Below are 20,622 nucleotides of genomic sequence, written 5' to 3'. Positions count from 1 at the left end.
TCTTGAAGTTTTCCAAAGAAAATCTTGAATCGAGGGCGACGCGGCCTGTTCGGCTAGGCGTCGTAGAGTGGCTTTTCCATGCTTGCCCGGCCATCGCTGAGCATGGCATAGCGTTCGCCGCGAGCCAGGCTTCGCAGCGCATCAGCGTAGTCCGGCAAAGACTGCGTCTTGGACATCACCCCATGTGCGCCCACGGCCTGCAGCTGCGAGGCAATTACAGGATCGGGACGGTTCAGCAGCACGAGTATTTTCAGACCGGGGTAGCGGGTGATCAAGTTTCGTACCAGATGAACCGGGTCGCGATCCATCAGGTGGCCGATCATCAGCACGTCCAACTGCTCTTGTTCCAGGGCCTCCAACATGTCGGCGAAATTGAAGAACTCGCTCAGGCACAGAACCGACTGCCTGGACAGATGCTTGTACAGACCGTGGCGGACAATATTATGTTGCTCCAGTACCCCTACCCTTAACTTCAACATCGCTTGGTTCGACCTCAGGAAAATAGTGGGCCGTCACACTGCTGGCACAGTGCACTAGAATGCTGCCCGCCACTCAGGCTCGCCCTGTGCCTGGCTGAATGACAGGGCAAGATAAGCTCTGCGCTGTGGGTGGGATGTAGGAATAGTCTTGAATTGCATTCATCTAGTCGAGATCGCTGCCAAGAGCCCGTCAACCCGAAGGAATGGATTCGAAAACAGGAATTTTCTTGGCAGTACTCAGGTTGCTTCCTGCTAGCCTGCCAGTGACATTCTGATGACCCTGGGGGGCTTATTCGGCATCATTTTCTTATTTGTGCTTTCCGCAAATCCACCCTGGGTCAGAGAAAAATCTCAACCAGCCTCAGATTTCATCAAGGCGCTGACCGTTGTTGGCTCACTTAATTACCTAGATATTTTGATTCTGGATAACCTGGCATGAGTAAAAGTGTACTGATCGTCGATGATCACCCGGTAGTCTGTGAGGCGATTCGCAAAACCCTGGAGTCCCAGGGCTACACCATTGTTGGCGAAACTGCCGACGGTATCAGCGCCCTGAACATGATCCTGTCGCTGAGGCCGGACATCGTGATCCTGGACGTCAGCCTGGAAAAAATGGACGGTCTCACCGTGCTCAAGCGCATCGCCCAGGCGAACCTGGATGTGCGGGTGCTGGTGTTCACCGCCCAATCCGTCGACACCTACGCCATGCGCTGCCTGCAGGCCGGAGCCAGTGGTTTCGTGAGCAAGAACGAACCCCTGACCAAACTGCTCAAGGCAGTGGACACCATCGTCGAGGGCTATGTGTTCTTCCCAAAGAAGTCGATGCCGTTCAGCGATGGCGGCCGCGGCAAACACAGCAGCGACGTCCTGGCGGCGTTGACCAATCGCGAACTGGAAGTCCTCAAGCTGCTCGCTGAAGGTCTGACCAATCTTGAGATCGCCGAGAAACTGCACCTGAGCAACAAGACCGTCAGCGGCCACAAGATCAATATCTTGAGCAAGCTTGGGGTCACTTCGGTGGTGGATCTGGTGAACATCGCCAGGCAGAACGAACTGGTCTGAGTAACCTGATGTGAGGTTACCGCCGCGCCCGCTGTTTTTCGTACTGATATTGTGGTTGGCCCTGCCGGTATTCGCGCAGGACAGGGTGAAGATCCGTGCCCGCCAGCCGCTGGACTTCCTCGATATTCGCCCCAGCATCGATGAACAGACCTGGCTGCGTAACAAAGAGGCCCTGTTGGTCGGCATCGTCAGTGGCGACCTGCCCCCCTACCGGGAAATCAATCAGCGCCATGAACTCGAAGGCATAGGGGCCGACTACCTGGGGGCCTTGCAGCGCGAGCTGGCGATCCCCGTGGAAGTCCGCACCTACCCCAATACGGATGCCGCCTATCACGCCTTGCGCAGTGGTGAGGTCGACCTGGTAGACAGCGCTACCCAGGTGGAAGCCGAGGATTACCAGGTCCGGCTGAGCCCGAGCTACGCGGTCACCGAACTGGCCCTGTATGCCGAGAGCGGTGACCTGCGGGACTACCGCGCGAACATCTCCAGGACACGGATCGCCGCCACCCGCGGCATGGCCCTGGAGCTCTATCTGCGCACCGGTGGACGGGGCCTGATCCAGCTGTACGATTCCCCCCGCGCCGCCATGGGCTCGGTACTCGATGGCGACGCAGACATCTACCTGGGGGACTCGCTGTCTACCGGCTATCTATCCAGCCAATTGTTCAGCGACCAGTTGGTGATCAGCCACAGTGCACGGTTGCCGGAAATCCAGGTCGGGTTTGCCGTGGCCCGTGACAATACCCACCTGCAACAGTTGCTCGAGCGAGCCCTGGGCGGCATCAAGCGCTGCCAGGTGATATCGGCGCTGCAGATGTGGGGCGGTACGGGTAACTGCGACTCCAACAGCTTTCGCGAACGCCTGGACGCCGATCAGCGGCTCTGGCTGGAGCATGCACCGCCGGTGCGGCTGGTGATCAGCGACGACCTGGCGCCCTATGCGTTTTTCAACAGCCGCGGGCTGTTCAACGGCATCGCTTCGGACCTTCTGGACCTCATCCGGCGCAAGAGCGGGCTGCGCTTCGAGGTCTCCCGGGTCGGCTCGCTCAAGCAGGTCGACACCCGCCTGCGCGAAGGCCGTGCGGACCTCAGCATACTGGCCCGCGCCAACCCCAGGCGTGCGTCCTACCTGTACACCCGGCCGATCGTCACCACGCCCTATGTGATTGTGCGCAAGACCGACGCCCCGCCCCTGGCACCGCTGAACCGCGACTCCATCGGCTCCGTGGCGCTCGCCTCCGGCTACCTGCAGAGCGAGGACCTGCGCGAGCGCTATCCACGGCTATGGGTCCAGCAGACATCCACCGTTGCCGAGGCCCTCAACCGGGTGCGCCAAGGCAAGGCGGACTTCACCCTGGCACCGGCCAACCTGGCCAACTACTACCTGTCCTTCAGGCTCCAGAACAGCCTGAAGATTCACGGCATGATGCAAGGCCTGGAAGCCCGGATCGCCTTCGCCGCACCGCAAAGCCAGCAGCAACTGATCGCCATCATCGACCAGGCCATGGCCGAGATCAGCCCTCAGGAATACCTGCAGATCCTGGGTCGCTGGCGCGCCAGCGGCAGCACCGACGACAGCTACTGGAAAGGTGTGACGGCCTTCACCTGGAAAATCCTGGGCAGCCTGGGCCTGATGCTGGTGCTGGCGGCCTGGTGGATTCTGAGCCAGCGACGACGGATCATTCGCAAGCGCCTGGACCTGCTGCAGCGCCAGTTGATCCTCGACCAGTTGCGCGATGCCAAAGAAGCCGCCGAGCATGCCAGCCGCAGCAAGACCGTGTTCCTGACCACCATGAGCCATGAGATCCGTACCCCCCTGAGCGCCATCGTCGGCATGCTGGAGCTGGTGCTGACCCGTGACAACGACCGAGAACTCAATACCCGCTCCGTGCATATCGCCTACGAGTCGGCGCAGAACCTGCTGGCGCTGATCGGCCATATCCTGGATATCTCGCGGATCGAATCCGGGCGCCTGACCCTGCGCCCGGAAGCCGCCAGCCTCAAGGACCTGATCGAATCGGTGGCCAATGTCTTCGATGGCCTGGCCCGCCAGAAGCACCTGGACATCCACCTGCAGTTCGATGCCTGGGCCACCGCGCAAGTGTGGATCGATGGCCTGAAGTTCAAGCAGATCATCTCCAACCTGCTGAGTAACGCGATCAAGTTCACCGAACAGGGCGAGATCCATATCCGTTGCCTGGGCCAGGTGAAAGATGAACACTTTCTCGACTTCCATGTCGAAGTGATCGACACCGGCCCGGGCATTCCGGCTTCGCAGATCCAGAAGATCTTCACCCCGTTCTTCGAGGTCGACAGCGTAGTCAGCAACCCCAACGCCGGGTCGGGGCTGGGCCTGTCCATCAGTCATTCGCTGACCCAGTTGATGAACGGCAGCCTGCAAGTCCAGAGCGAACTTGGCGTAGGTACCCGCATGACCTTCAAGGCCTGTTTTCAGCGCGTTGCCGACGAGCGCAGCAGCACCACCGACAGCGCGGAACAAACGGTGCTCAACAGCACCGACCAGCCCCTGTGCGTGTTGATCGTCGAAGACCACCTGCCCAGCCAGTACCTGCTCAACCAGCAGATCAACTACCTGGGACACGAGGCCCTGATCGCCTACAACGGCCTGGAAGGCCTGGCCATGTGGCAGGAGCATGACGTGGATATCATCATCACCGACTGCAACATGCCGCAGATGAGCGGCCATGAGATGAGCCAGGCGATCCGGCGCATGGAGGGCCAGATGGGGGTGCGCCCCTGCACCATCATCGGCCTGACCGCCAGCGCCCAGCTTGAGGAACTGGAGCGCTGCCTGGCTTCGGGCATGGACAGTGCCCTGGCCAAGCCGATCAGCCTTGCCGGGCTGAACCGCCTGATCCCCAAGCTGAGCCTGACGCCCCCCCAGGCGCAGAGCGCGGTGCCGTCATTGAACGGCGACATCCACGCCGCTCTGGCCGAGCACGTGATCAACAGCAACAACGAGGAACTGCAGGCCTTGAGCAAGGCCCTGGCCAGTGGCAATCGCCAGGCCCTGAAAGCCATCGCCCACAAGCTCAAGGGCACGGCCTACCTGCTCAATGCCCAAGGTTTGCTGGAGCTGTGCGTCAGCCTGGAAGAGCTGGTGGCCGACGCGGCCCAGGAGCAGCAATTGTCCACCGCCGTGGCCCGGCTGGATCAGGCCCTGCGCGACCTCAACCAGTCATTGCAAGTGTACTGAGGGCTTGCCCGCAAGGCCCGGGCGCTCGCCCTAGCGACGCGCCACGGCACTGCGTTTCAAGGTCTGGCTCGGCAGCTCCTTGAACAGCGCCCGGTAACTGCTGGAAAACCGCCCCAGGTGCCAGAACGACCAGTGCATCGCCACCTCGGCCACCGTGGTCTCAGTCGGCCCTCGGCTGAGCAGTTCGCGGTGCGCGCTGTTGAGCCGGCGCAGGCGCAGCCATTGGCTGGGGGCCATCCCGGTAAAGGCCTTGAACGCACTCTGCAACTGGCGCAGGGACACTCCGGCTACCTGGGACAGCTCCAGCAGGTTGAGGGTTTCCTCGGGCACGTCGGCGGCCCACTGCGCTACCCGTTGCATGATCCCCCGCTCCTCGCTGCGCCGTTGCAGGCCGCCGCGGTCCAGGCGCACGCAGGCGTTGTCGAGGATGTACAGGCAATCTTCCAGGAGTTGCTGGGTCAGGGCTTCGCGGCTGGGTGGGTCGAGTGTCTGGGACAGGCGGGTCAGGGTCGAACTCAGCCAGCGGCAGAACAAGGCGTTCTGCTGGCTGTTGAGGGGCGCCATGAACAGCCCGTCGAGGCGCTCCACACCCAGGCCGTGGCCGCGGACGAACTCGGGGCCGAACACCACCGCCACTTCCTGGTAGTTCTCCGGGGTGATCCAGATGTTGCGGCTCTCGCCGTTGAGCACGTACAGCGCGTTGTCGCTGCGGTCGAAACAGAACGCCAGGGCGCCTTGGGGGGCACTGAAATTCTGCTCGACCCGGGTGTTCATGCATTCCTCGTAGATCTCCACGCCCTGCAGGTCCAGGTAGCGCACCAGGCCGTTGAAATGGCCAGGGGACATCTGCTGGTAATGCTGGACCCAACCCGGGGTGGCACGGATCTGATCGGCGACATCGAAGGTGTTGAACGCTTGGACCTGAAGCGGATTGGACGCTGTCATCGGGGGACCTTACGCACTCGTTTGGTGCGTTTTGGTTCTGCTTAAAGTGGATAGATGGAACAACAAGGCTCGCCCAAGATAGTCGCCAATGCGCCGCAGGGGAAGCCTTGCCGGGATACTCCCGCTCACCTCGGAGCAGATAAAACCAATAATCGAGGTCTTTATGAACGCCCCTTTCGATCAGCTTTCCTCCTGGCTGAAAGATCACAAGATTACCGAAGTAGAGTGCGTGGTCAGCGACCTGACCGGCATTGCCCGCGGCAAGATCGCACCCACCAACAAGTTCCTGCATGAGCGAGGCATGCGCCTGCCGGAAAGTGTCCTGCTGCAAACGGTAACCGGGGATTTTGTCGACGACGACCTGTACTACGAACTGCTGGACCCGGCCGATATCGACATGGTCTGCCGCCCCGACTCGTCATCGATCTACCTGGTGCCCTGGGCCATCGAACCCACCGCCATCGTCATCCACGACACCTTCGACAAATTCGGCAACCCCATTGAACTGTCGCCGCGCAACGTGTTGAAGAAAGTGCTGCAGCTGTACACCGACAAGGGCTGGAAGCCGATCGTCGCCCCGGAAATGGAGTTCTACCTGACCCAGCGCTGCGAAGACCCGGACCTGCCGCTCAAGGCTCCCCTGGGCCGCTCCGGCCGAGCGGAAAGCGGTCGCCAGTCGTTCTCCATCGATGCCGCCAACGAATTCGACCCGCTGTTCGAAGATGTCTACGACTGGTGCGAAGCCCAGGGCCTGGACCTGGACACGCTGATCCACGAAGACGGCCCGGCGCAGATGGAAATCAACTTCCGCCACGGCGACGCCCTGGACCTGGCGGACCAGATCACCGTGTTCAAGCGCACCCTGCGCGAGGCGGCGCTCAAGCACAACGTCACCGCCACCTTCATGGCCAAGCCGGTGGCCGACGAGCCCGGCAGCGCCATGCACCTGCACCAGAGCGTGGTGGACATCGACACCGGCAAGCCGATCTTCGTCGATGCCAACGGTGAGAAAAGCAAGCTGTTCCTGCACCACATCGGCGGCCTGCAGAAGTACATCCCCAAATTGCTGCCGATGTTCGCCCCCAACGTCAACTCGTTCCGCCGCTTCCTGCCGGACACCTCGGCCCCGGTGAACGTCGAATGGGGTGAGGAAAACCGCACCGTGGGCCTGCGGGTTCCGACCGCAAGCCCAGACGCCATGCGCGTGGAAAACCGCCTGCCCGGCGCCGACGCCAACCCCTACCTGGCCATTGCCGCCAGCCTGCTGTGCGGCTACCTGGGCATGGTCGAGGGCATCGAGCCCAGCGCCGCGGTGGAAGGCCGGGCCTACGAGCGGCGCAACCTGCGCCTGCCGATCACCATCGAGGACGCCCTGGCACACATGGAGGACTGCCCGACCATCGAGCAGTACCTGGGGCGCAAGTTCGTGCGCGGCTATGTGGCGGTCAAACGTGCCGAACACGAGAACTTCAAGCGCGTGATCAGCTCCTGGGAACGCGAGTTCCTGCTGCTCAGCGTCTGACAACCCGCATTCTGCAATCAACAAAAACAACCCGAAGAGGTGTCGATATGCGTCTTTTGAAAGCAGTGGTCCCGGCAGCATTAGCGGTCTTGTGCAGCACCGCCGTCCAGGCACAACCCAGTGTCAGCGTGTACAACTGGACCGACTACATCGGCCAGACCACCCTCGCCGACTTCCAGGGCAAGACCGGGGTCAAGGTGATCTACGACGTCTTCGACTCCAACGAAACCCTGGAGGGCAAACTGCTGGCCGGGCGCACCGGCTACGACGTGGTAGTGCCCTCCAACCACTTCCTGGCGCGCCAGGTGAAGGCCGGCGCGTTCCTCAAGCTCGACCGCTCGCAGTTGCCCAACTGGAAGAACCTGGACCCCAAGCTGCTGGCCCTGCTGGAGCAGAACGACCCCGGCAACCAGTACTCGGTGCCCTACCTCTGGGGCACCAATGGCATCGGCTACAACGTCGACAAGGTCAAGCAGGTACTGGGCATCGACCACATCGACTCCTGGGCGGTGCTGCTGGAGCCTGCGAACCTCAAGAAGCTCCAGCAGTGCGGGGTGTCGATGATGGACTCGCCGGATGAAGTGTTCCCGGCGGTGCTCAACTACCTGGGCCTGGACCCGCGCAGCGAGAACCCCGAGGACTACAAGAAGGCCGAGGCCAAGCTGCTGACCCTGCGCCCCTACATCACCTACTTCCACTCCTCCAAGTACGTTTCGGACCTGGCCAACGGTGATATCTGCATCGCCTTCGGCTACTCCGGCGACGTGTTCCAGGCCGCCAACCGGGCCAGGGAAGCCAAGAACGGGGTGAACATCGCCTATTCGATTCCCAAGGAAGGCAGCAACCTGTGGTTCGACCTGCTGGCGATTCCCGCCGATGCCGGCAACGTCAAGGAAGCCCACGCCTTCATCAACTACCTACTGGACCCGCAAGTGATCGCCAAGGTCAGCACCTATGTCGGCTACGCCAACCCCAACCCGGCTTCCCAGCAGTACATGGAGGCCGACCTGGTGAACAACCCCGAGGTCTATCCACCTCAGGCCGTGCTCGACAAGCTGTACATCTCCACCACCCAGTCGCCGGCCATCATGCGCTTGATGACCCGCTCCTGGAGCAAAGTGAAGTCCAACAAATGATTCAGCCAAACCTTTCGGGCAGCGCCAACGGGCATGCCCGCTCCTACTACGCCGCCTCGGCCGGCAGCCTGCCCGGCTACCCATCGCTGGAGGGCCAACCGAGCGCCGACGTCTGCGTGATCGGTGGCGGTTTCACCGGGGTCAACACCGCCATCGAGCTGGCCCGGCGCGGGCTCTCGGTGATCCTCCTGGAAGCCCGGCGCATCGGCTGGGGCGCCAGCGGGCGCAACGGCGGCCAACTGATCCGCGGCATTGGCCACGAGGTCACAGGCTTTGCCCGCTACGTCGGCCAGGAAGGGGTGAAATACCTCGAGCAGGCCGGCATCGACTCGGTGGAGGTGGTACGCCAGCGCATCAGCGAACATGCCATCGAGTGCGACCTGCGCTGGGGCTTCTGTGAGCTGGCCAACACCCCGGCCCAGTTCGCCGCCTTCCAGGCCGAGCAGGACAGCCTGGTCAGGCTGGGCTACCGCCACCCCACTCGGCTGGTGGCGCCCCAGGACATGCAGCAGGTGGTGGCCTCCTCGGCGTATGCCGGGGGGCTGGTGGACATGGGCTCTGGGCACTTGCACCCGCTCAAGCTGGTGCTGGGCGAAGCGCGGCTGGCAGCGTCCCTGGGGGTGAGGATCTTCGAGCAGAGCCCGGTGCTGGAACTGACCCACGGCGACAGTGTGAAAGTGCGCTGCGCGACCGGCACCGTCACTGCCGGGCACCTGGTGCTGGCCTGCAATGCCCACCTGGAAGACCTCGAGCCGCGGCTCAGTGGCAAGGTGCTGCCGGCGGGCAGCTACATCATCACCACCGAGCCGCTGGCCGAGGCCCGGGCCAGGCAACTGATCCCGGACAACCTGGCGCTGTGCGACCAGAAAGTCGGCCTGGACTACTATCGACTGACCGCGGACCGGCGCTTGCTGTTCGGCGGTGCCTGCCACTATTCGGGGCGTGATCCGGCGGATATTGCCGGCTACATGCGACCCAAGATGCTCAAGGTCTTCCCGCAGTTGCAGGATGTGGCGATCGACTTCCAGTGGGGCGGCAAGATCGGCATCACCGCCAATCGCTTCCCCCAGGTCGGGCGCCTGTCGCAGTACCCCAATGTGTACTACGCCCAGGGCTATTCCGGGCATGGCCTGAACGTCACCCACTGGACTGCCCGGCTACTGGCCGAGGCCATCCATGCCGGCCACAGTCGCGGCCTGGACGTGTTCAGCGGCGTACCGCACATGACCTTCCCCGGCGGCCCGGCCCTGCGGGCACCACTGCTGGCCCTGGGCATGCTCTGGCACCGGATGCGGGAAATGCTCGGTTGATCGGCCCCCTTCGCTGGCACCACCCGGCCTCGTAGCAGCCGGCTTGCCGGCGAACACCTTGCGCCGCACCTGCTGGCGCGTTCGCTGGCACGCCAGCTCCTGCGGGGCGGCGGGCTCCCTAGGTGAACCGGCGCTGCAGGAAATCCAGCAACAGGGCATTGACCTGCTGCGGCCGTTCGTTCTGGATCCAGTGCCCGCAGTCCGCCAGCAGGTGCTGCTCAAGGTCCGCCACCTTGCCCGGCATGCGCTTGAGGGTATGGGCTTCCAGTACACCCACCGGGTCCTGGTCGCCCAGCAGGAACAAGGTCGGTTGCTGGACCTGGGCATCGGCCAGGAACTCGGTGCGCTTCCAGGTCCGCTCGAAATTGCGGTACCAGTTCAGGGCACCGCGAAAGCCGCGCCCGGCGAAGGTCTGGCGATAGGCCTGGAAATCCTCCTCGCTGCACCACTGCGGCAACCCTGCGGGCACCGTCACCCCGTCGAACAACCGGGCATCGGCCGGCTTGGGTTGCAGCAATGCACCGACATTGCCCATGAACAGGCGCAGGCTGGCGTCTATATCGGCGTCCAGTTCCACCTCGGCCACTCCCGGCTGCTGGAAGTAGAGGATGTAGTTGAAATGCTCGCCGTGCACCTGGCGCATGATCTCGCTGGCCGGGCGTTTCGGCCGCCCGGCAAAGGGCACCGACAGGGTCACCAGCGCCGCCACCCGCTGCGGCTCCAGCAGCGCCAGGTGCCAGGCCACGGGGGCGCCCCAGTCGTGGCCGACGATGCACACCCGCTGCTGGCCGAAGGCGTGCATGGCCTGCTGGATATCGGCGCACAGGGTCAGCAGGTCGTAGGCCTGCACCGCCTCGGGAGCCGAGCTGCGGCCATAGCCACGCATTTCCGGGACGAACACCCGGAATCCCGCTGCCACCAGGGCCGGCACTTGATGGCGCCAGGAATGCCAGCACTCGGGAAAACCGTGCAGCAGCCATACCGGCTGCCCGTGTTCCGGGCCGCTGACCCGCACACTGAGTTCGATGCCGTTGACGGCCAGAACATGCTGTTGGGAGGAACTCATGGCGAATGCTCCAAGGCAGATGCAAGAAGCAGAACCTAGCAGATGTGGGCACCTGCCCCGAGAATCATTGACGCTCCGAATGATCCTGCTGCGCTGTCGGGGCCGGGCGGCTCAGCCGGGAATCAGCCGGCCAGGGAATGGGATTGCTGACGGATCAGGCGCTGGGTATCGAGGACTTTCTCCAGGGCCTGCTCGGAATCGGGGTCCTGCATGGGGGCGCGAATCGCCGCCGACACCAGGCTGATGAGCTTGGCCATGACTTCAGCATCGGTGGCCGGGCGTCCAAGGCTCATGGCCTGCATCAGCAGGCGCAGCTCGGTGCCGGCCATGACGCCGGAAATAGCCTTGAGGGCAAATTGCAGGCGCACCCCCAGCTCGTTGCGCGGCAGGTCCGGCAAAGCCAGGGCAAAGGCCTTGAAGAAGCGCTCGAACACCGGCTGGTAATGCTCCTTGAGGTATTCCTGGATAAAGGGCGAAGTATCGCTGTAGACCCGGCCAAGGAAGCGGATGAACGAGCGCCCTTCCACGCCGCCACTCTCGTCGCTGCGCTCAAGGCCCATGGCCGGGGCGAACAGCACCCCCAGCAGGGTTTCGCAGTCCAGCGGGCCCTCGGCCTGTTCCTCGCACTTGGCCAGCAGTTCCAGGCGCTGATCATTGAGTGGCCCCAGGCGCTGCATCAACAGGGCCTTCATCAGCGAATCCTTGTCGCCGAAGTGGTAGTTCACCGCCGCCAGGTTGACCTTGGCCCGCTCGGTGATCTGGCGCAGCAGCACCGCGTCGTAGCCGTACTTGATAAATAATGCCTCGGTCGCTTCCAGCAGTCGGGTCTTGGTGACATTGGGGGCACTGAGTTTCTTGGCGACCATGGAGGACTAACCTTTGCTGGGATGAAAAACTGACCGTTCGAACAGTGTTTTAAAAAAAAATTTGATTTTTTATACCTGCGAGAAGCCCTAAAAGCAAGCGCCCTAGGGACCGTCACGGTGGCCACCGGCCTTTTTGTGACCCACGGGTTTCTCCGCAAAAAAACCTGGAAAAAGCCCTCAATTACCCGGTTCAGACGGCTGGCGTGGCAGGATGAACGCAGTTACTATTCAAACAATGTTTTTAAAATAATAAATAAAACCAGAGCTTGGCCCTGCCCCTGAATACCCCTGTTGCGTGATCCCTGCGCCCCGTGGTTGTTCAAGCAGCCAGTCGAGCCAGCCGGCGCGGTAAGCGATGACAGAGACGATAATCGAGCAAGGTTTTATCTCCCTGCAGGGCATAGGCAAGAGCTATCGGCTGGCGGAGCAACCGCTCCACATTCTCAAGAACGTCTCCCTTTGCATCGACGCCGGTGAAAGCTGCGCCATCCTGGGTGCCTCCGGTTCCGGCAAAAGTACCCTGCTGAACATTCTCGGCCTGCTGGATCTGCCCGACAGCGGCGACTATCACTTTGCCGGCCACGATATCTTCCGCTCCAGCCCCGACCAGTTGGCGGCGATCCGCAACCAGCAGATCGGCTTCGTGTTCCAGAGCTTCAACCTGCTGCCGCGTCTCAGCGCCCTGGACAACGTCGCCCTGCCCCTGAGCTACCGCGGCGTGGCCCGGCGTGATTCCCTGGAGCGGGCCATGCACATGCTCGACCAGGTAGGCCTCGGGCAACGCGCCGACCACCGCCCGGCGGACCTTTCCGGCGGCCAGCGCCAGCGGGTGGCGATCGCCCGGGCCCTGGTGGGCGAACCCTCGGTGATCCTCGCCGACGAACCCACCGGTAACCTCGACAGCCACACCGCCCAGGACATCATGGACCTGCTGCTGGCGCTGAACCGCGAGCGCCGGGTGACCCTGATCATCGTCACCCACGACCCCAATATCGCCCAGCGCCTGGAACGGCAGATCCGTGTCACCAATGGCGTGGTGCAGGAGGTCTGCCCGGCATGAGCCTCAAGGTCGAGCAAAGCGCCAGCCAGCTGCTGCACGAAGCCTTCGTCAGCCTGCGCACCCTGGGCAAGCGTTCGATCCTGGCCCTGCTGGGCATCGTCATCGGCAGTTCCTCGGTGGTGGCACTGATCAACATCGGCCACAACGCCGCCGAGGACGCCGCGGCGATCTTCCAGAACATGGGCACCGACACCCTGGTGGCCCGCTTTCCCGCCAGCGCCGACAGCCGCACGCCGCTGCCCGCGGCCCTGGACACCCGGGCGCTGAGCCAGGCGGTGCCTAGCCTGATCAACATTGCCCCGACGGTGTTGCTCAGCGCCACGCTGATTCGCAATGGCCGCTCCGCCAACGCCAGCGTGGTGGGCGCGACCGCCGAACTGGCGCCGGCCATGCGCCTGCAGTTGCGTGAGGGGCGCTTTCTCTCGGACTTCGATCAGAACGAAATCTATGCGGTGATCGGCCATCAGGTGGCTCAGACCCTGGGCGCCGCCGGGGCCCCGCTGCAACTGGGGGACCGGGTGCGGATCAACGACTACCTGTTCCTGGTCATAGGTATCCTGCAGAACCAGCCCAGCGCGGTGCTGGTGCCAATCCAGGCCAATGACTCGGTGTTCCTGCCCCAGGGCAGCATGCGGCGGATTTTCCCTTCGCCACAGATCGACAACGTGGTGACCCGGGTCGCCGGTGGCCAGAACATGGAGCAGGTCGCCGCGGCCATGACCCAGGCCTTGAAAAAGATCCTGCGCGGACGTGAGGTGGAAGTGCAGGTACCGCAGCAGATCATCGACGGCATGACCCGGCAGAGCCGCACCTTTGGCTACCTGCTGATGGCCCTGGGCGGCATTTCCCTGGTGGGGGGTGGCGTGGGGGTGATGAACGTGATGCTGATGAATGTCTCGGAGCGCCGCCGCGAGATCGGCATCCGCATGGCCCTGGGCGCCCGGCAAAAGGACATCCGCAACCTGTTCCTGCTGGAGGCGGTCAGCCTGACCGCAGTCGGCGCCCTGTCGGGGGCGATACTGGGGGTCGCCTCGGCCTTTATCTATGCCCGGATGTCCGGCTGGCACTTCTCCCTCGCGGGAGCCGCACTGCCGCTGGGGATCGGGAGCACCCTGCTGGTGGGCCTGTTTTTCGGCCTGTACCCGGCCATTTCGGCATCCAGACTGCAACCGGTGGAGGCGTTGCGCGATGAATGACTGGCGCCTGCGAACACTCGCCTGCCTGTGCCTTTTGTACTTGCCGGCGCTCAGCGCCGATGAGCGGGTGGATCGCCCCTCCGCTCCCACCATGCGCAGCGACTACTCGCGCAGCGCCCTGCTCAGCCAGCAGGTCACCGACCTGACCCTGGGGGACGCGGTCTACCTGGGCTTGCGCAACAACCGCAGCATCCGCAGTTCGTACCTGCAGCGGGTGGCGCAGAAGTTCGACCTGCGGGTGGCCGAGGATGTGTTCAACCCCAAGCTGCTGATCACCGGCAACTACCGCACCACCCGGGGCAGCAGCGACACCACGCAGAACCTCAACATGGCCCCGGCCACCAGCCTGTTGAGCGAGTACGGCACACGCCTGAGCATGGCCTGGATCCAGGACCTGAACAAAGCCGATCGGGCCGGCCGCCAGCGCAGCGACGGCCTGGACCTGGCGATCATCCAGCCATTGCTGCGCGGCGCCGGCTGGGACGTGACCACCGCGCCGTTGCGCCTGGCGCGCATCACCGAACAAAGCAACCGCCTCAACCTCAAGGCCGGGGTCGCCCAGACCATCACCGCGATCATTACCACCTACCGCGAGCTGCTGCGTTCCCAGGAACAGCTGACCATCGCCCAGGAAGCCCTCAAACGCGCCAATGCCCTGCTGGAAGTCAACCGCGCGCTGATCAGCGCCGGGCGCATGGCCGAGTTCGAGATCGTGCAGACCGAAGCCGACATCGCCAGCCAGGAGCTGGGGGTGGAGGAAGCGCGCAACCAGGTGGACGTCAACCGCCTGTCGCTGCTGCGTCTGCTGGCCCTGGACATGTCCAGCCGGATCCACGCCAGCGAGGCCCTGCAGGCGGCCAAGATCAGCATCGACCAGCGCGAGGCCCTGCGGCTTGCGCAGATCCAGCAGCCCGAATACCTGGCTACCCTGCTGGGCAGCCAGCAGGCCGACCTGAACCTGGTGATCGCCAAGGACCAGTCGCGCTGGGACGTATCCCTGGTGGCCGGGGCCAACCAGACCCGCAGCCGCTATGACAATGACACCAGCAACGGTTCGGACCGGCGCTGGGACAGCTACGCCGGGGTCCAGGTGCAGATTCCCATTGGCGACCTGAGTACCCGCCAGGCCGAGGTCCACGCCCGGGTCAATGTGGAGAACCAGGAAATCCTCCTGGCCGATGCCCGCCAGGTGCTGGAGCGTGACGTCAACAACGTGGTGCGCGACCTGGGCACCCGCTGGCGCCAGTACGAGATTGCCCAGCGCGCCAGCGAACTGTCCAAGCGCAAGCTGGACATCGAACGGGAAAAGCTCAGTGCCGGCCGTTCCAGCAACTTCCAGGTGCTGAGTTTCGAGGGTGACCTGCGCAACGCCGAGAATGCCCGGCTCAATGCGCTGATCGCCTACCTGAACGCCCAGACGCAACTGGACCTGACCCTGGGCATGACTTTGGAGAGCTGGGACATTGCGCTCAATGACTTCTGACAAGCCGCAGGCGAGCAAGCGCCGTCGCCATACCCTGCAAGCGCTGGCCCTGGCCGTCGCCCTCGCCGTGGGCGCCGCTGCCCTGGTCACCCTCCAGTCCCCCGCCAGCACTCCGGCCAGCGAGGCCCGCTGGGTCAGCGTGCAAGGCACGGTACTGACTCACCAGATCGGCCTGGTGGGCAAGATCGAACCCCAAAAGACCGTGGTCCTCACCGCCCCGTTCGAAGGCAATGTGCAGGCCAGCCTGGTGGAACAGGGCCAGCGCGTAGAGGCCGGCCAGGTCCTTTTGCAGATGGACCCGGGGCTGGTGGAAATCCAGTCGCGCGAAGCCCTTTCCACCTTGCTCAAGGCCCGCCGCACCGTCCAGGAGCTGCAGGACTGGAACAACGGCGCCGTGGTCACCCGGGCCCGCCGTACCCTGCGCAACTCGCAGATGTCCCTGGCCAATACCGAACGCAAGCTGCGGGAAAGCCAGAACCTGTTCCAGCGCGGAATCATTCCGCGCAACGAGCTCAACGACCAGGAGCAACAGGCACAGATGCAGCGCCTGGACCTGGCCGCCGCCCAGAGTGAATTGCAGCAGGCGCTGAACCAGGGCACGGGGGAATACCGGCAGATTGCCGAAATGGAGTTGACCAACGCCACGGTCAAGTACGACGCCCTGCGCAAACTGCTGGAGCACAAGAACGTGGTCGCCCCCTTTGCCGGCATCGTGGTGCCGCCACCCAATGGCGGCGCGGGCCCGAACACCGCCGGTGCCGCCAACGGTCCGGTGCAGACCGGTTCACGCCTAAGCCCCGGGCAAGTGCTGTTCGGCCTGGCCAACATCGAACAGCTGAAGATCGTCAGCAAGGTGTCGGAGCTGGACATCAACCAACTGCACCAGGGGCAGCGCGTGGAAATTCTCGGTGATGGCTTTGATGGTGAACGCCTGGAAGGCGTGGTGGATATCGTCAGCAGCCTGGCCCTGCCCAACGAAACCGCAGGTGCCGGAGCGCAATTCCCGGTGACCCTGTCGGTGCCCAAGCTCAGCCGCGAACAACTGCAACGGGTGCGCCTGGGCATGAGCGCGCGGCTGACCATCGTCACCTACCGCAACGACCAGGCCATCGTGCTGCCGCCTGCGGCGATCCAGCGCGACGCCGACGGCATGAGCGTGGAATACCGGGCAACGGCCGATCAACCAGGCCAGCGGGTGCCGGTGACCGTGGGCCAATCGACCCCGGAGGGCGTGGAAGTGTTCGGCCTGCAACCGGGCCAGGTTCGCCTGCCCAACACCTTGTAGGCGCTGGCCTGCCAGCGAAGGCGCCCTCGGGAACGGCGCAAGGCCCAGGGGTCTCTTCGCCGGCAAGCCGGTTCCTGCAGGTCAGCGCAGGGCGCGGCGCAGGACTTTGCCCACGGTGGTCTTGGGCAGCTCTTGGGTACGGAACTCTACATAGCGCGGCACTTTGTAGCCGGTGAGGTATTCCCGGCAGTGGGCCAGCAACTGGTCCTGGGTCAGCGCCGGGTCCTTGCGCACGACGAAGATCTTCACTTTCTCGCCGGTCACATCATCCTCGACGCCAATCGCCGCCACTTCCGCCACCCCCGGGTGCAGGGCCACCACATCCTCGATCTCGTTGGGGTACACGTTGAAACCGGAGACCAGGATCATGTCCTTCTTGCGGTCCACCAGGCGAATGAAGCCCTGCTCGTTCATCACCCCGACATCCCCGGTGGACAGCCAGCCGTGACGATCCAGAACCTTGGCGGTTTCCTCCGGGCGCTGCCAGTAGCCCTTCATCACCTGCGGCCCGCGTACCTGCAGCTCGCCCTCCTCGCCCAGCTCGGCCAGTTGGCCGTCCTCGCGCACGAAGCGCACCCAGGTCGAAGGCAGCGGTACGCCGATGGTCCCGGTGAAATCGCCTTCGCGCATGCGCGCAATGTCGATCGGGCTGATGCTCACCACCGGCGAGCACTCGGTCAGGCCGTAGCCTTCGATGATCGGCACCCCGGTGACTTCCTTCCAGCGCCGGGCCACCGAGGTGTGGGTGGCCATGCCGCCCGCAATCGCCAGCTTCAGGTCGGAGAAATCCCGACCGCGAAACTCCTCGTTTTCCAGCAGGCCGTTGAACAGGGTGTTGACCCCGACGATGCCGCTGAACTTTTCCTTGCGCAGGATCATCTGCACCCGCTTCACGTCCCGCGGATTGGCGATCAGGATGTTGCGCCCGCCCAGGCACATGAACATCAGGCAGTTCACCGTCAGCGACAGCACGTGGTACAGCGGCAACAGGGTGACGTTGGTTTCCTGCTGGTTCTCGTCCAGCTGGTCACCGACCCAGGCCTTGGCCTGCATCAGGTTGGCGAGGATGTTGCGGTGCGTGAGCATGGCGCCCTTGGCATCGCCGGTGGTGCCGCCGGTGTATTGCAGGAAGGCGATGTCGTCCTGCTTGAGTTCCACCGGGCGGTGCTCCAGCACGCTGGCCAGCTTCATCATCGCCGGAAAGCGGATGGCCCCCGGCAGGTTGAATTTCGGCACCTGCTTTTGCACATGGCGCAAGGCGAAGTTCAGGGCTGCGCCCTTGAAGGTGCCCAGCAGGTCACCGATGGCGGCTACCACGATGTTCTTCAATTGGCTGCCCGGCATCGCCTGTTCCAGGGTGTGGGCGAAATTCTCGAAGATCACCACGGTCTCGGCGCCGCTGTCCTTGAGCAGGTGCCGCAGTTCGTGAGCCGTGTACAGCGGGTTGACGTTGACCACCACGGCCCCCACCAGCAGGGTGCCGAACAGGCAGATCGGGTACTGCAGGCAGTTGGGCATCATCAACGCCACCCGGTCGCCCTTCTTCACCCCCTTGGACTGCAACCAGGCGGCGAAAGCGAATACCCGCTTCTCCCACAGGTCGTAGCCCATCTCGGTGCCGATGCTCACATAGGCCACCCGTTGGCGATACTTGTCCACGTGTTCGAGGAACACTTCCCGCAGCGACGGGTAACGGTCGATCTCCGCTTCGATATCGCTGGGCACTCCCGGCAGGTAAGCGTTCAGCCAGATACGCTCGACGGGTTGCAGGCTCACGACACTCATTGGCAGTCTCCTTGTTATTTTATTTTTCGACGATGGCGGTTACGCCCAGCCCGCCTGCTGCACAGATGGAAATCAGCCCGCGGCCGCCGCCGCGCTCATGGATCGCCTTGGCCAGGGTCGCCAGTTGCCGCCCACCGGTGGCGGCGAACGGATGCCCGCAGCCCAGGGAGCCGCCGTTGACGTTGAGCTTGCTGCGCTCGATGCTGCCCAGAGGTCCGTCGAGGCCGAGCTTGTCCCGGCAGTAATCAGCGTCCTCCCAGGCCTTGAGGGTGCACAGCACCTGGGCGGCAAAGGCTTCGTGGATCTCGTAGAAGTCGAAATCCTCCAGGCTCAGGCCCTCCCGGGCGAGCATGCGCGGCACGGCATAGGCCGGGGCCATCAGCAGCCCTTCACTGCCGTCGACAAAGTTCACCGCGGCGGTTTCCCCGGTACGCAGGTAGGCCAGCACCGGCAGGTTGTTGGCCGCCGCCCAGTCTTCGCTGGCCAGCAGCACCACCGAGGCGCCATCGGTGAGCGGGGTCGAGTTGCCGGCAGTCAGGGTGCCGTTGTGGCGGTCGTAGGCCGGGCCCAGGCCGGCGAGCTTCTCCAGGCTGGCGTCGGCCCGCAGGTTGTTATCGCGTTTCAGGCCGCGGTACGGGGTGATCAGGTCATCGAAGAAGCCGCGCTGGTAGGCCGCATTCAACTGGTGGTGGCTGGTGAGGGCCAGTTCATCCTGGGCCAGGCGCTTGATCTGCCAGCGCTTGGCCATTTCTTCGCAGTGCTCGCCCATGGACAGCCCGGTGCGCGGCTCGCCGTTGCGTGGCAGCAACGGCTTGAAGAACATCCCCGGGCGCACCTTGAGCAGGCTGCGCAGCTTGTTGCCGGTGCCCTTGGCGCGATTGGCCTGGAGCAAGGTGCGGCGCAGGCCTTCGTTAATGCCGATGGGCGCGTCGGAGGTGGTGTCGGCGCCCCCGGCGATGCCCACTTCGATCTGCCCCAGGGCGATCTTGTTGGCCACCAGCAGCGCCGCCTCAAGCCCGGTGCCGCAGGCCTGCTGCAGGTCATAGGCCGGGGTCTGCGGCGACAGGGTGGTGGACAAGAGACTTTCCCGGGCCAGGTTGAAATCCCGCGAATGCTTGATCACCGCCCCCGCGGCGAACTCCCCCAGGCGCTGGCCCGACAGGCCGTAGCGATCCACCAGGCCCTGCAACGCCGCCACCAGCAGGTCCTGGTTGCTGTCATTGGCATATACCGTGTTGGAACGGGCGAACGGAATCCGGTTACCGCCCAGGATCGCCACCCGGCGGACCGGCGCCGGATTGAAACTGTACTCAGCCATCAACGAGCTCCCCAGATAAATAGACCGCGCATGTGCGGCTTGTCCCCCGCGTTGTTGCGCACTTCGAACTCATGGCGCGGGCCGTCCGGCAGGCGATTCCACAGGGTCACCGCCGCCGGCAGGAAGATCGGCAGCTTGAACTCGCAGTCCAGCTGGGCTGCCGCCAGAGGATGGGGCGGTTGCTGGGCCGCCAGGGCCCGGCCCAGGGTCCACATGCCGTGGGCAATGGGCCGGCGGAAGCCGAACAGCCGGGCGCCCAGCCATGAGGTATGGATCGGGTTGAAGTCGCCGCTGACCTGGGCAAAGCGGCGGCCCAGATCGCCCCCCAGGCTCCAGCGCTGAGTGCGCACCAGGGCCTGCTCATCCCATTGCAACAAGCCCTCCCAGGGCTCGCCGATGGGCCCGGCTACACCGCGGCGCAGGTACAGGCTGTCGCTTTCCCAGACCAGGCTGCCACCGCTGTGGGCACGGGTGGCAATCGACAGGGCCTGGCCCTTGGGATGGGCCAGCCAGCGCTCGGCGAACACTTCCAGGCGCAGGGCCTGGCCCTCCTCCAGTTTCTGGTACTGACGGATACGGTTAGCCAGGTGGACCATGCCGCTGGCCGGATAGGGAAACGTCGGGCGGGTCAGCAGCAACAGGTGCAGCGGGAACGCCAGGGTGTGGGGAAACGCCAGCGGGACGCCGTGTTCCCGGCGAAAGCCGCAGGCCTGGGCGTAGCGGGCTATTTCGTCGGCCTTGAGCTCTACCGCCGGGCGCACCAGGCGCTCCGTCGGCAGTTGGGGCGCCGCTTCCGGCTTGGGCTTGCGCAGGCTGCGGATGCCGTCGTAAAGCAGCTGCCCCCGGGAGGGCGGCGGCTCGATGATGCGAATTGCGGTATCAGCATTCATGG

16 protein-coding genes are annotated in these 20,622 nt (G+C 64.0%); 9 read left to right on the top strand and 7 right to left on the bottom strand.

The features are described 5' to 3' along the window. Window positions 1-53 precede the first annotated feature (53 nt). Window positions 54-479 (bottom strand): response regulator transcription factor, encoded by a 426-nt coding sequence (locus AC07R1_RS04620; protein ID WP_019095532.1) that lies wholly within the window; start codon window positions 477-479, stop codon window positions 54-56. A gap of 435 nt (window positions 480-914) precedes the next feature. On the opposite strand from AC07R1_RS04620, the gene AC07R1_RS04615 reads away from it, so the two are divergent. Together AC07R1_RS04615 and AC07R1_RS04610 are read left to right on the top strand one after the other, a co-directional pair. Next, complete coding sequence (locus AC07R1_RS04615; RefSeq protein ID WP_011061244.1) at window positions 915-1,541, top strand: response regulator transcription factor; 627 nt, start codon at window positions 915-917, stop codon at window positions 1,539-1,541. Window positions 1,542-1,551: 10 nt separating this feature from the next. Next, window positions 1,552-4,758 (top strand): ATP-binding protein, encoded by a 3,207-nt coding sequence (locus tag AC07R1_RS04610; RefSeq protein ID WP_495110199.1) that lies wholly within the window; start codon window positions 1,552-1,554, stop codon window positions 4,756-4,758. Window positions 4,759-4,788: 30 nt separating this feature from the next. On the opposite strand, the gene AC07R1_RS04605 is transcribed toward AC07R1_RS04610, so the two are convergent. Next, window positions 4,789-5,703, bottom strand: coding sequence for a helix-turn-helix domain-containing protein (locus AC07R1_RS04605; protein WP_011061242.1), 915 nt, complete (start codon window positions 5,701-5,703; stop codon window positions 4,789-4,791). Window positions 5,704-5,866: 163 nt separating this feature from the next. Here AC07R1_RS04605 and AC07R1_RS04600 point away from each other — a divergent pair, with 163 nt between their 5' ends. From AC07R1_RS04600 to AC07R1_RS04590, 3 genes are read left to right on the top strand one after another with little or no spacing between them, the layout of a single operon-like run. Then, on the top strand, window positions 5,867-7,225 hold the full coding sequence (locus tag AC07R1_RS04600) for a glutamine synthetase family protein (RefSeq protein ID WP_011061241.1): 1,359 nt from the start codon (window positions 5,867-5,869) through the stop codon (window positions 7,223-7,225). A 47-nt stretch (window positions 7,226-7,272) separates the two neighbouring features. Continuing rightward, window positions 7,273-8,361: a polyamine ABC transporter substrate-binding protein gene (locus AC07R1_RS04595; protein WP_495110198.1), complete on the top strand. Its 1,089-nt coding sequence runs from the start codon at window positions 7,273-7,275 to the stop codon at window positions 8,359-8,361. Beyond that, the gene (locus tag AC07R1_RS04590; RefSeq protein ID WP_019095529.1) at window positions 8,358-9,671 is read left to right on the top strand and encodes an NAD(P)/FAD-dependent oxidoreductase; all 1,314 of its coding nucleotides are present in this window, start codon (window positions 8,358-8,360) and stop codon (window positions 9,669-9,671) included. The genes AC07R1_RS04595 and AC07R1_RS04590 overlap by 4 nt, the downstream gene beginning before the upstream one ends. Window positions 9,672-9,789: 118 nt before the next feature. On the opposite strand, the gene AC07R1_RS04585 is transcribed toward AC07R1_RS04590, so the two are convergent. Together AC07R1_RS04585 and AC07R1_RS04580 are read right to left on the bottom strand one after the other, a co-directional pair. Then, window positions 9,790-10,737, bottom strand: a complete 948-nt coding sequence (locus AC07R1_RS04585; protein WP_065364020.1) for an alpha/beta fold hydrolase — start codon at window positions 10,735-10,737, stop codon at window positions 9,790-9,792. A 122-nt stretch (window positions 10,738-10,859) separates the two neighbouring features. Next, on the bottom strand, window positions 10,860-11,603 hold the full coding sequence (locus tag AC07R1_RS04580; protein WP_011061237.1) for a TetR/AcrR family transcriptional regulator: 744 nt from the start codon (window positions 11,601-11,603) through the stop codon (window positions 10,860-10,862). Between the two features lie 355 nt (window positions 11,604-11,958). Between AC07R1_RS04580 and AC07R1_RS04575 the strand changes: the two genes are divergently transcribed. The 4 genes from AC07R1_RS04575 to AC07R1_RS04560 are packed head-to-tail and all read left to right on the top strand — an operon-like array spanning window position 11,959 to window position 16,627. Continuing rightward, the gene (locus tag AC07R1_RS04575; RefSeq protein WP_495110197.1) at window positions 11,959-12,663 is read left to right on the top strand and encodes an ABC transporter ATP-binding protein; all 705 of its coding nucleotides are present in this window, start codon (window positions 11,959-11,961) and stop codon (window positions 12,661-12,663) included. Next, window positions 12,660-13,859 carry an ABC transporter permease gene (locus AC07R1_RS04570; RefSeq protein ID WP_053158448.1) on the top strand — a complete coding sequence of 400 codons (1,200 nt, stop codon included), beginning with the start codon at window positions 12,660-12,662 and terminating at the stop codon, window positions 13,857-13,859. Before AC07R1_RS04575 ends, AC07R1_RS04570 begins: the two co-directional genes overlap by 4 nt. Continuing rightward, entirely contained in the window at window positions 13,852-15,342 is a 1,491-nt protein-coding gene (locus tag AC07R1_RS04565; protein WP_011061234.1) for a TolC family protein, read from the top strand. Before AC07R1_RS04570 ends, AC07R1_RS04565 begins: the two co-directional genes overlap by 8 nt. Further along, window positions 15,332-16,627 carry an efflux RND transporter periplasmic adaptor subunit gene (locus tag AC07R1_RS04560; protein WP_065364018.1) on the top strand — a complete coding sequence of 432 codons (1,296 nt, stop codon included), beginning with the start codon at window positions 15,332-15,334 and terminating at the stop codon, window positions 16,625-16,627. The genes AC07R1_RS04565 and AC07R1_RS04560 overlap by 11 nt, the downstream gene beginning before the upstream one ends. An 81-nt stretch (window positions 16,628-16,708) precedes the next feature. On the opposite strand, the gene AC07R1_RS04555 is transcribed toward AC07R1_RS04560, so the two are convergent. Genes AC07R1_RS04555 through AC07R1_RS04545 form a run of 3 tightly spaced genes read right to left on the bottom strand, consistent with a single transcriptional unit; the run spans window position 16,709 to window position 20,620 of the window. Further along, on the bottom strand, window positions 16,709-18,412 hold the full coding sequence (locus AC07R1_RS04555) for a long-chain-fatty-acid--CoA ligase (RefSeq protein ID WP_015635569.1): 1,704 nt from the start codon (window positions 18,410-18,412) through the stop codon (window positions 16,709-16,711). A 19-nt stretch (window positions 18,413-18,431) separates the two neighbouring features. Beyond that, window positions 18,432-19,730, bottom strand: coding sequence for an acetyl-CoA C-acetyltransferase (locus tag AC07R1_RS04550; RefSeq protein ID WP_011061231.1), 1,299 nt, complete (start codon window positions 19,728-19,730; stop codon window positions 18,432-18,434). Beyond that, window positions 19,730-20,620: a MaoC family dehydratase gene (locus AC07R1_RS04545; protein WP_220224363.1), complete on the bottom strand. Its 891-nt coding sequence runs from the start codon at window positions 20,618-20,620 to the stop codon at window positions 19,730-19,732. Before AC07R1_RS04545 ends, AC07R1_RS04550 begins: the two co-directional genes overlap by 1 nt. Between the last annotated feature and the right edge of the window lie 2 nt (window positions 20,621-20,622).

The organism is Pseudomonas sp. GW821-FHT07F01, assembly GCF_059418825.1.
This window is presented reverse-complemented; position numbering and strand designations above follow the sequence as displayed.

Bases quoted from the DNA above. Each gene is read 5' to 3' on its own strand.
- AC07R1_RS04590 (WP_019095529.1), top strand. From the start codon at position 8,358: ATGATTCAGCCAAACCTTTCGGGCAGCGCCAACGGGCATGCCCGCTCC.
- AC07R1_RS04615 (WP_011061244.1), top strand. From the start codon at position 915: ATGAGTAAAAGTGTACTGATCGTCGATGATCACCCGGTAGTCTGTGAG.
- AC07R1_RS04570 (WP_053158448.1), top strand. From the start codon at position 12,660: ATGAGCCTCAAGGTCGAGCAAAGCGCCAGCCAGCTGCTGCACGAAGCC.
- AC07R1_RS04545 (WP_220224363.1), bottom strand. From the start codon at position 20,620: ATGAATGCTGATACCGCAATTCGCATCATCGAGCCGCCGCCCTCCCGG.
- AC07R1_RS04600 (WP_011061241.1), top strand. From the start codon at position 5,867: ATGAACGCCCCTTTCGATCAGCTTTCCTCCTGGCTGAAAGATCACAAG.
- AC07R1_RS04605 (WP_011061242.1), bottom strand. From the start codon at position 5,703: ATGACAGCGTCCAATCCGCTTCAGGTCCAAGCGTTCAACACCTTCGAT.
- AC07R1_RS04565 (WP_011061234.1), top strand. From the start codon at position 13,852: ATGAATGACTGGCGCCTGCGAACACTCGCCTGCCTGTGCCTTTTGTAC.
- AC07R1_RS04595 (WP_495110198.1), top strand. From the start codon at position 7,273: ATGCGTCTTTTGAAAGCAGTGGTCCCGGCAGCATTAGCGGTCTTGTGC.
- AC07R1_RS04620 (WP_019095532.1), bottom strand. From the start codon at position 479: ATGTTGAAGTTAAGGGTAGGGGTACTGGAGCAACATAATATTGTCCGC.
- AC07R1_RS04560 (WP_065364018.1), top strand. From the start codon at position 15,332: ATGACTTCTGACAAGCCGCAGGCGAGCAAGCGCCGTCGCCATACCCTG.
- AC07R1_RS04585 (WP_065364020.1), bottom strand. From the start codon at position 10,737: ATGAGTTCCTCCCAACAGCATGTTCTGGCCGTCAACGGCATCGAACTC.
- AC07R1_RS04555 (WP_015635569.1), bottom strand. From the start codon at position 18,412: ATGAGTGTCGTGAGCCTGCAACCCGTCGAGCGTATCTGGCTGAACGCT.
- AC07R1_RS04550 (WP_011061231.1), bottom strand. From the start codon at position 19,730: ATGGCTGAGTACAGTTTCAATCCGGCGCCGGTCCGCCGGGTGGCGATC.
- AC07R1_RS04580 (WP_011061237.1), bottom strand. From the start codon at position 11,603: ATGGTCGCCAAGAAACTCAGTGCCCCCAATGTCACCAAGACCCGACTG.
- AC07R1_RS04575 (WP_495110197.1), top strand. From the start codon at position 11,959: ATGACAGAGACGATAATCGAGCAAGGTTTTATCTCCCTGCAGGGCATA.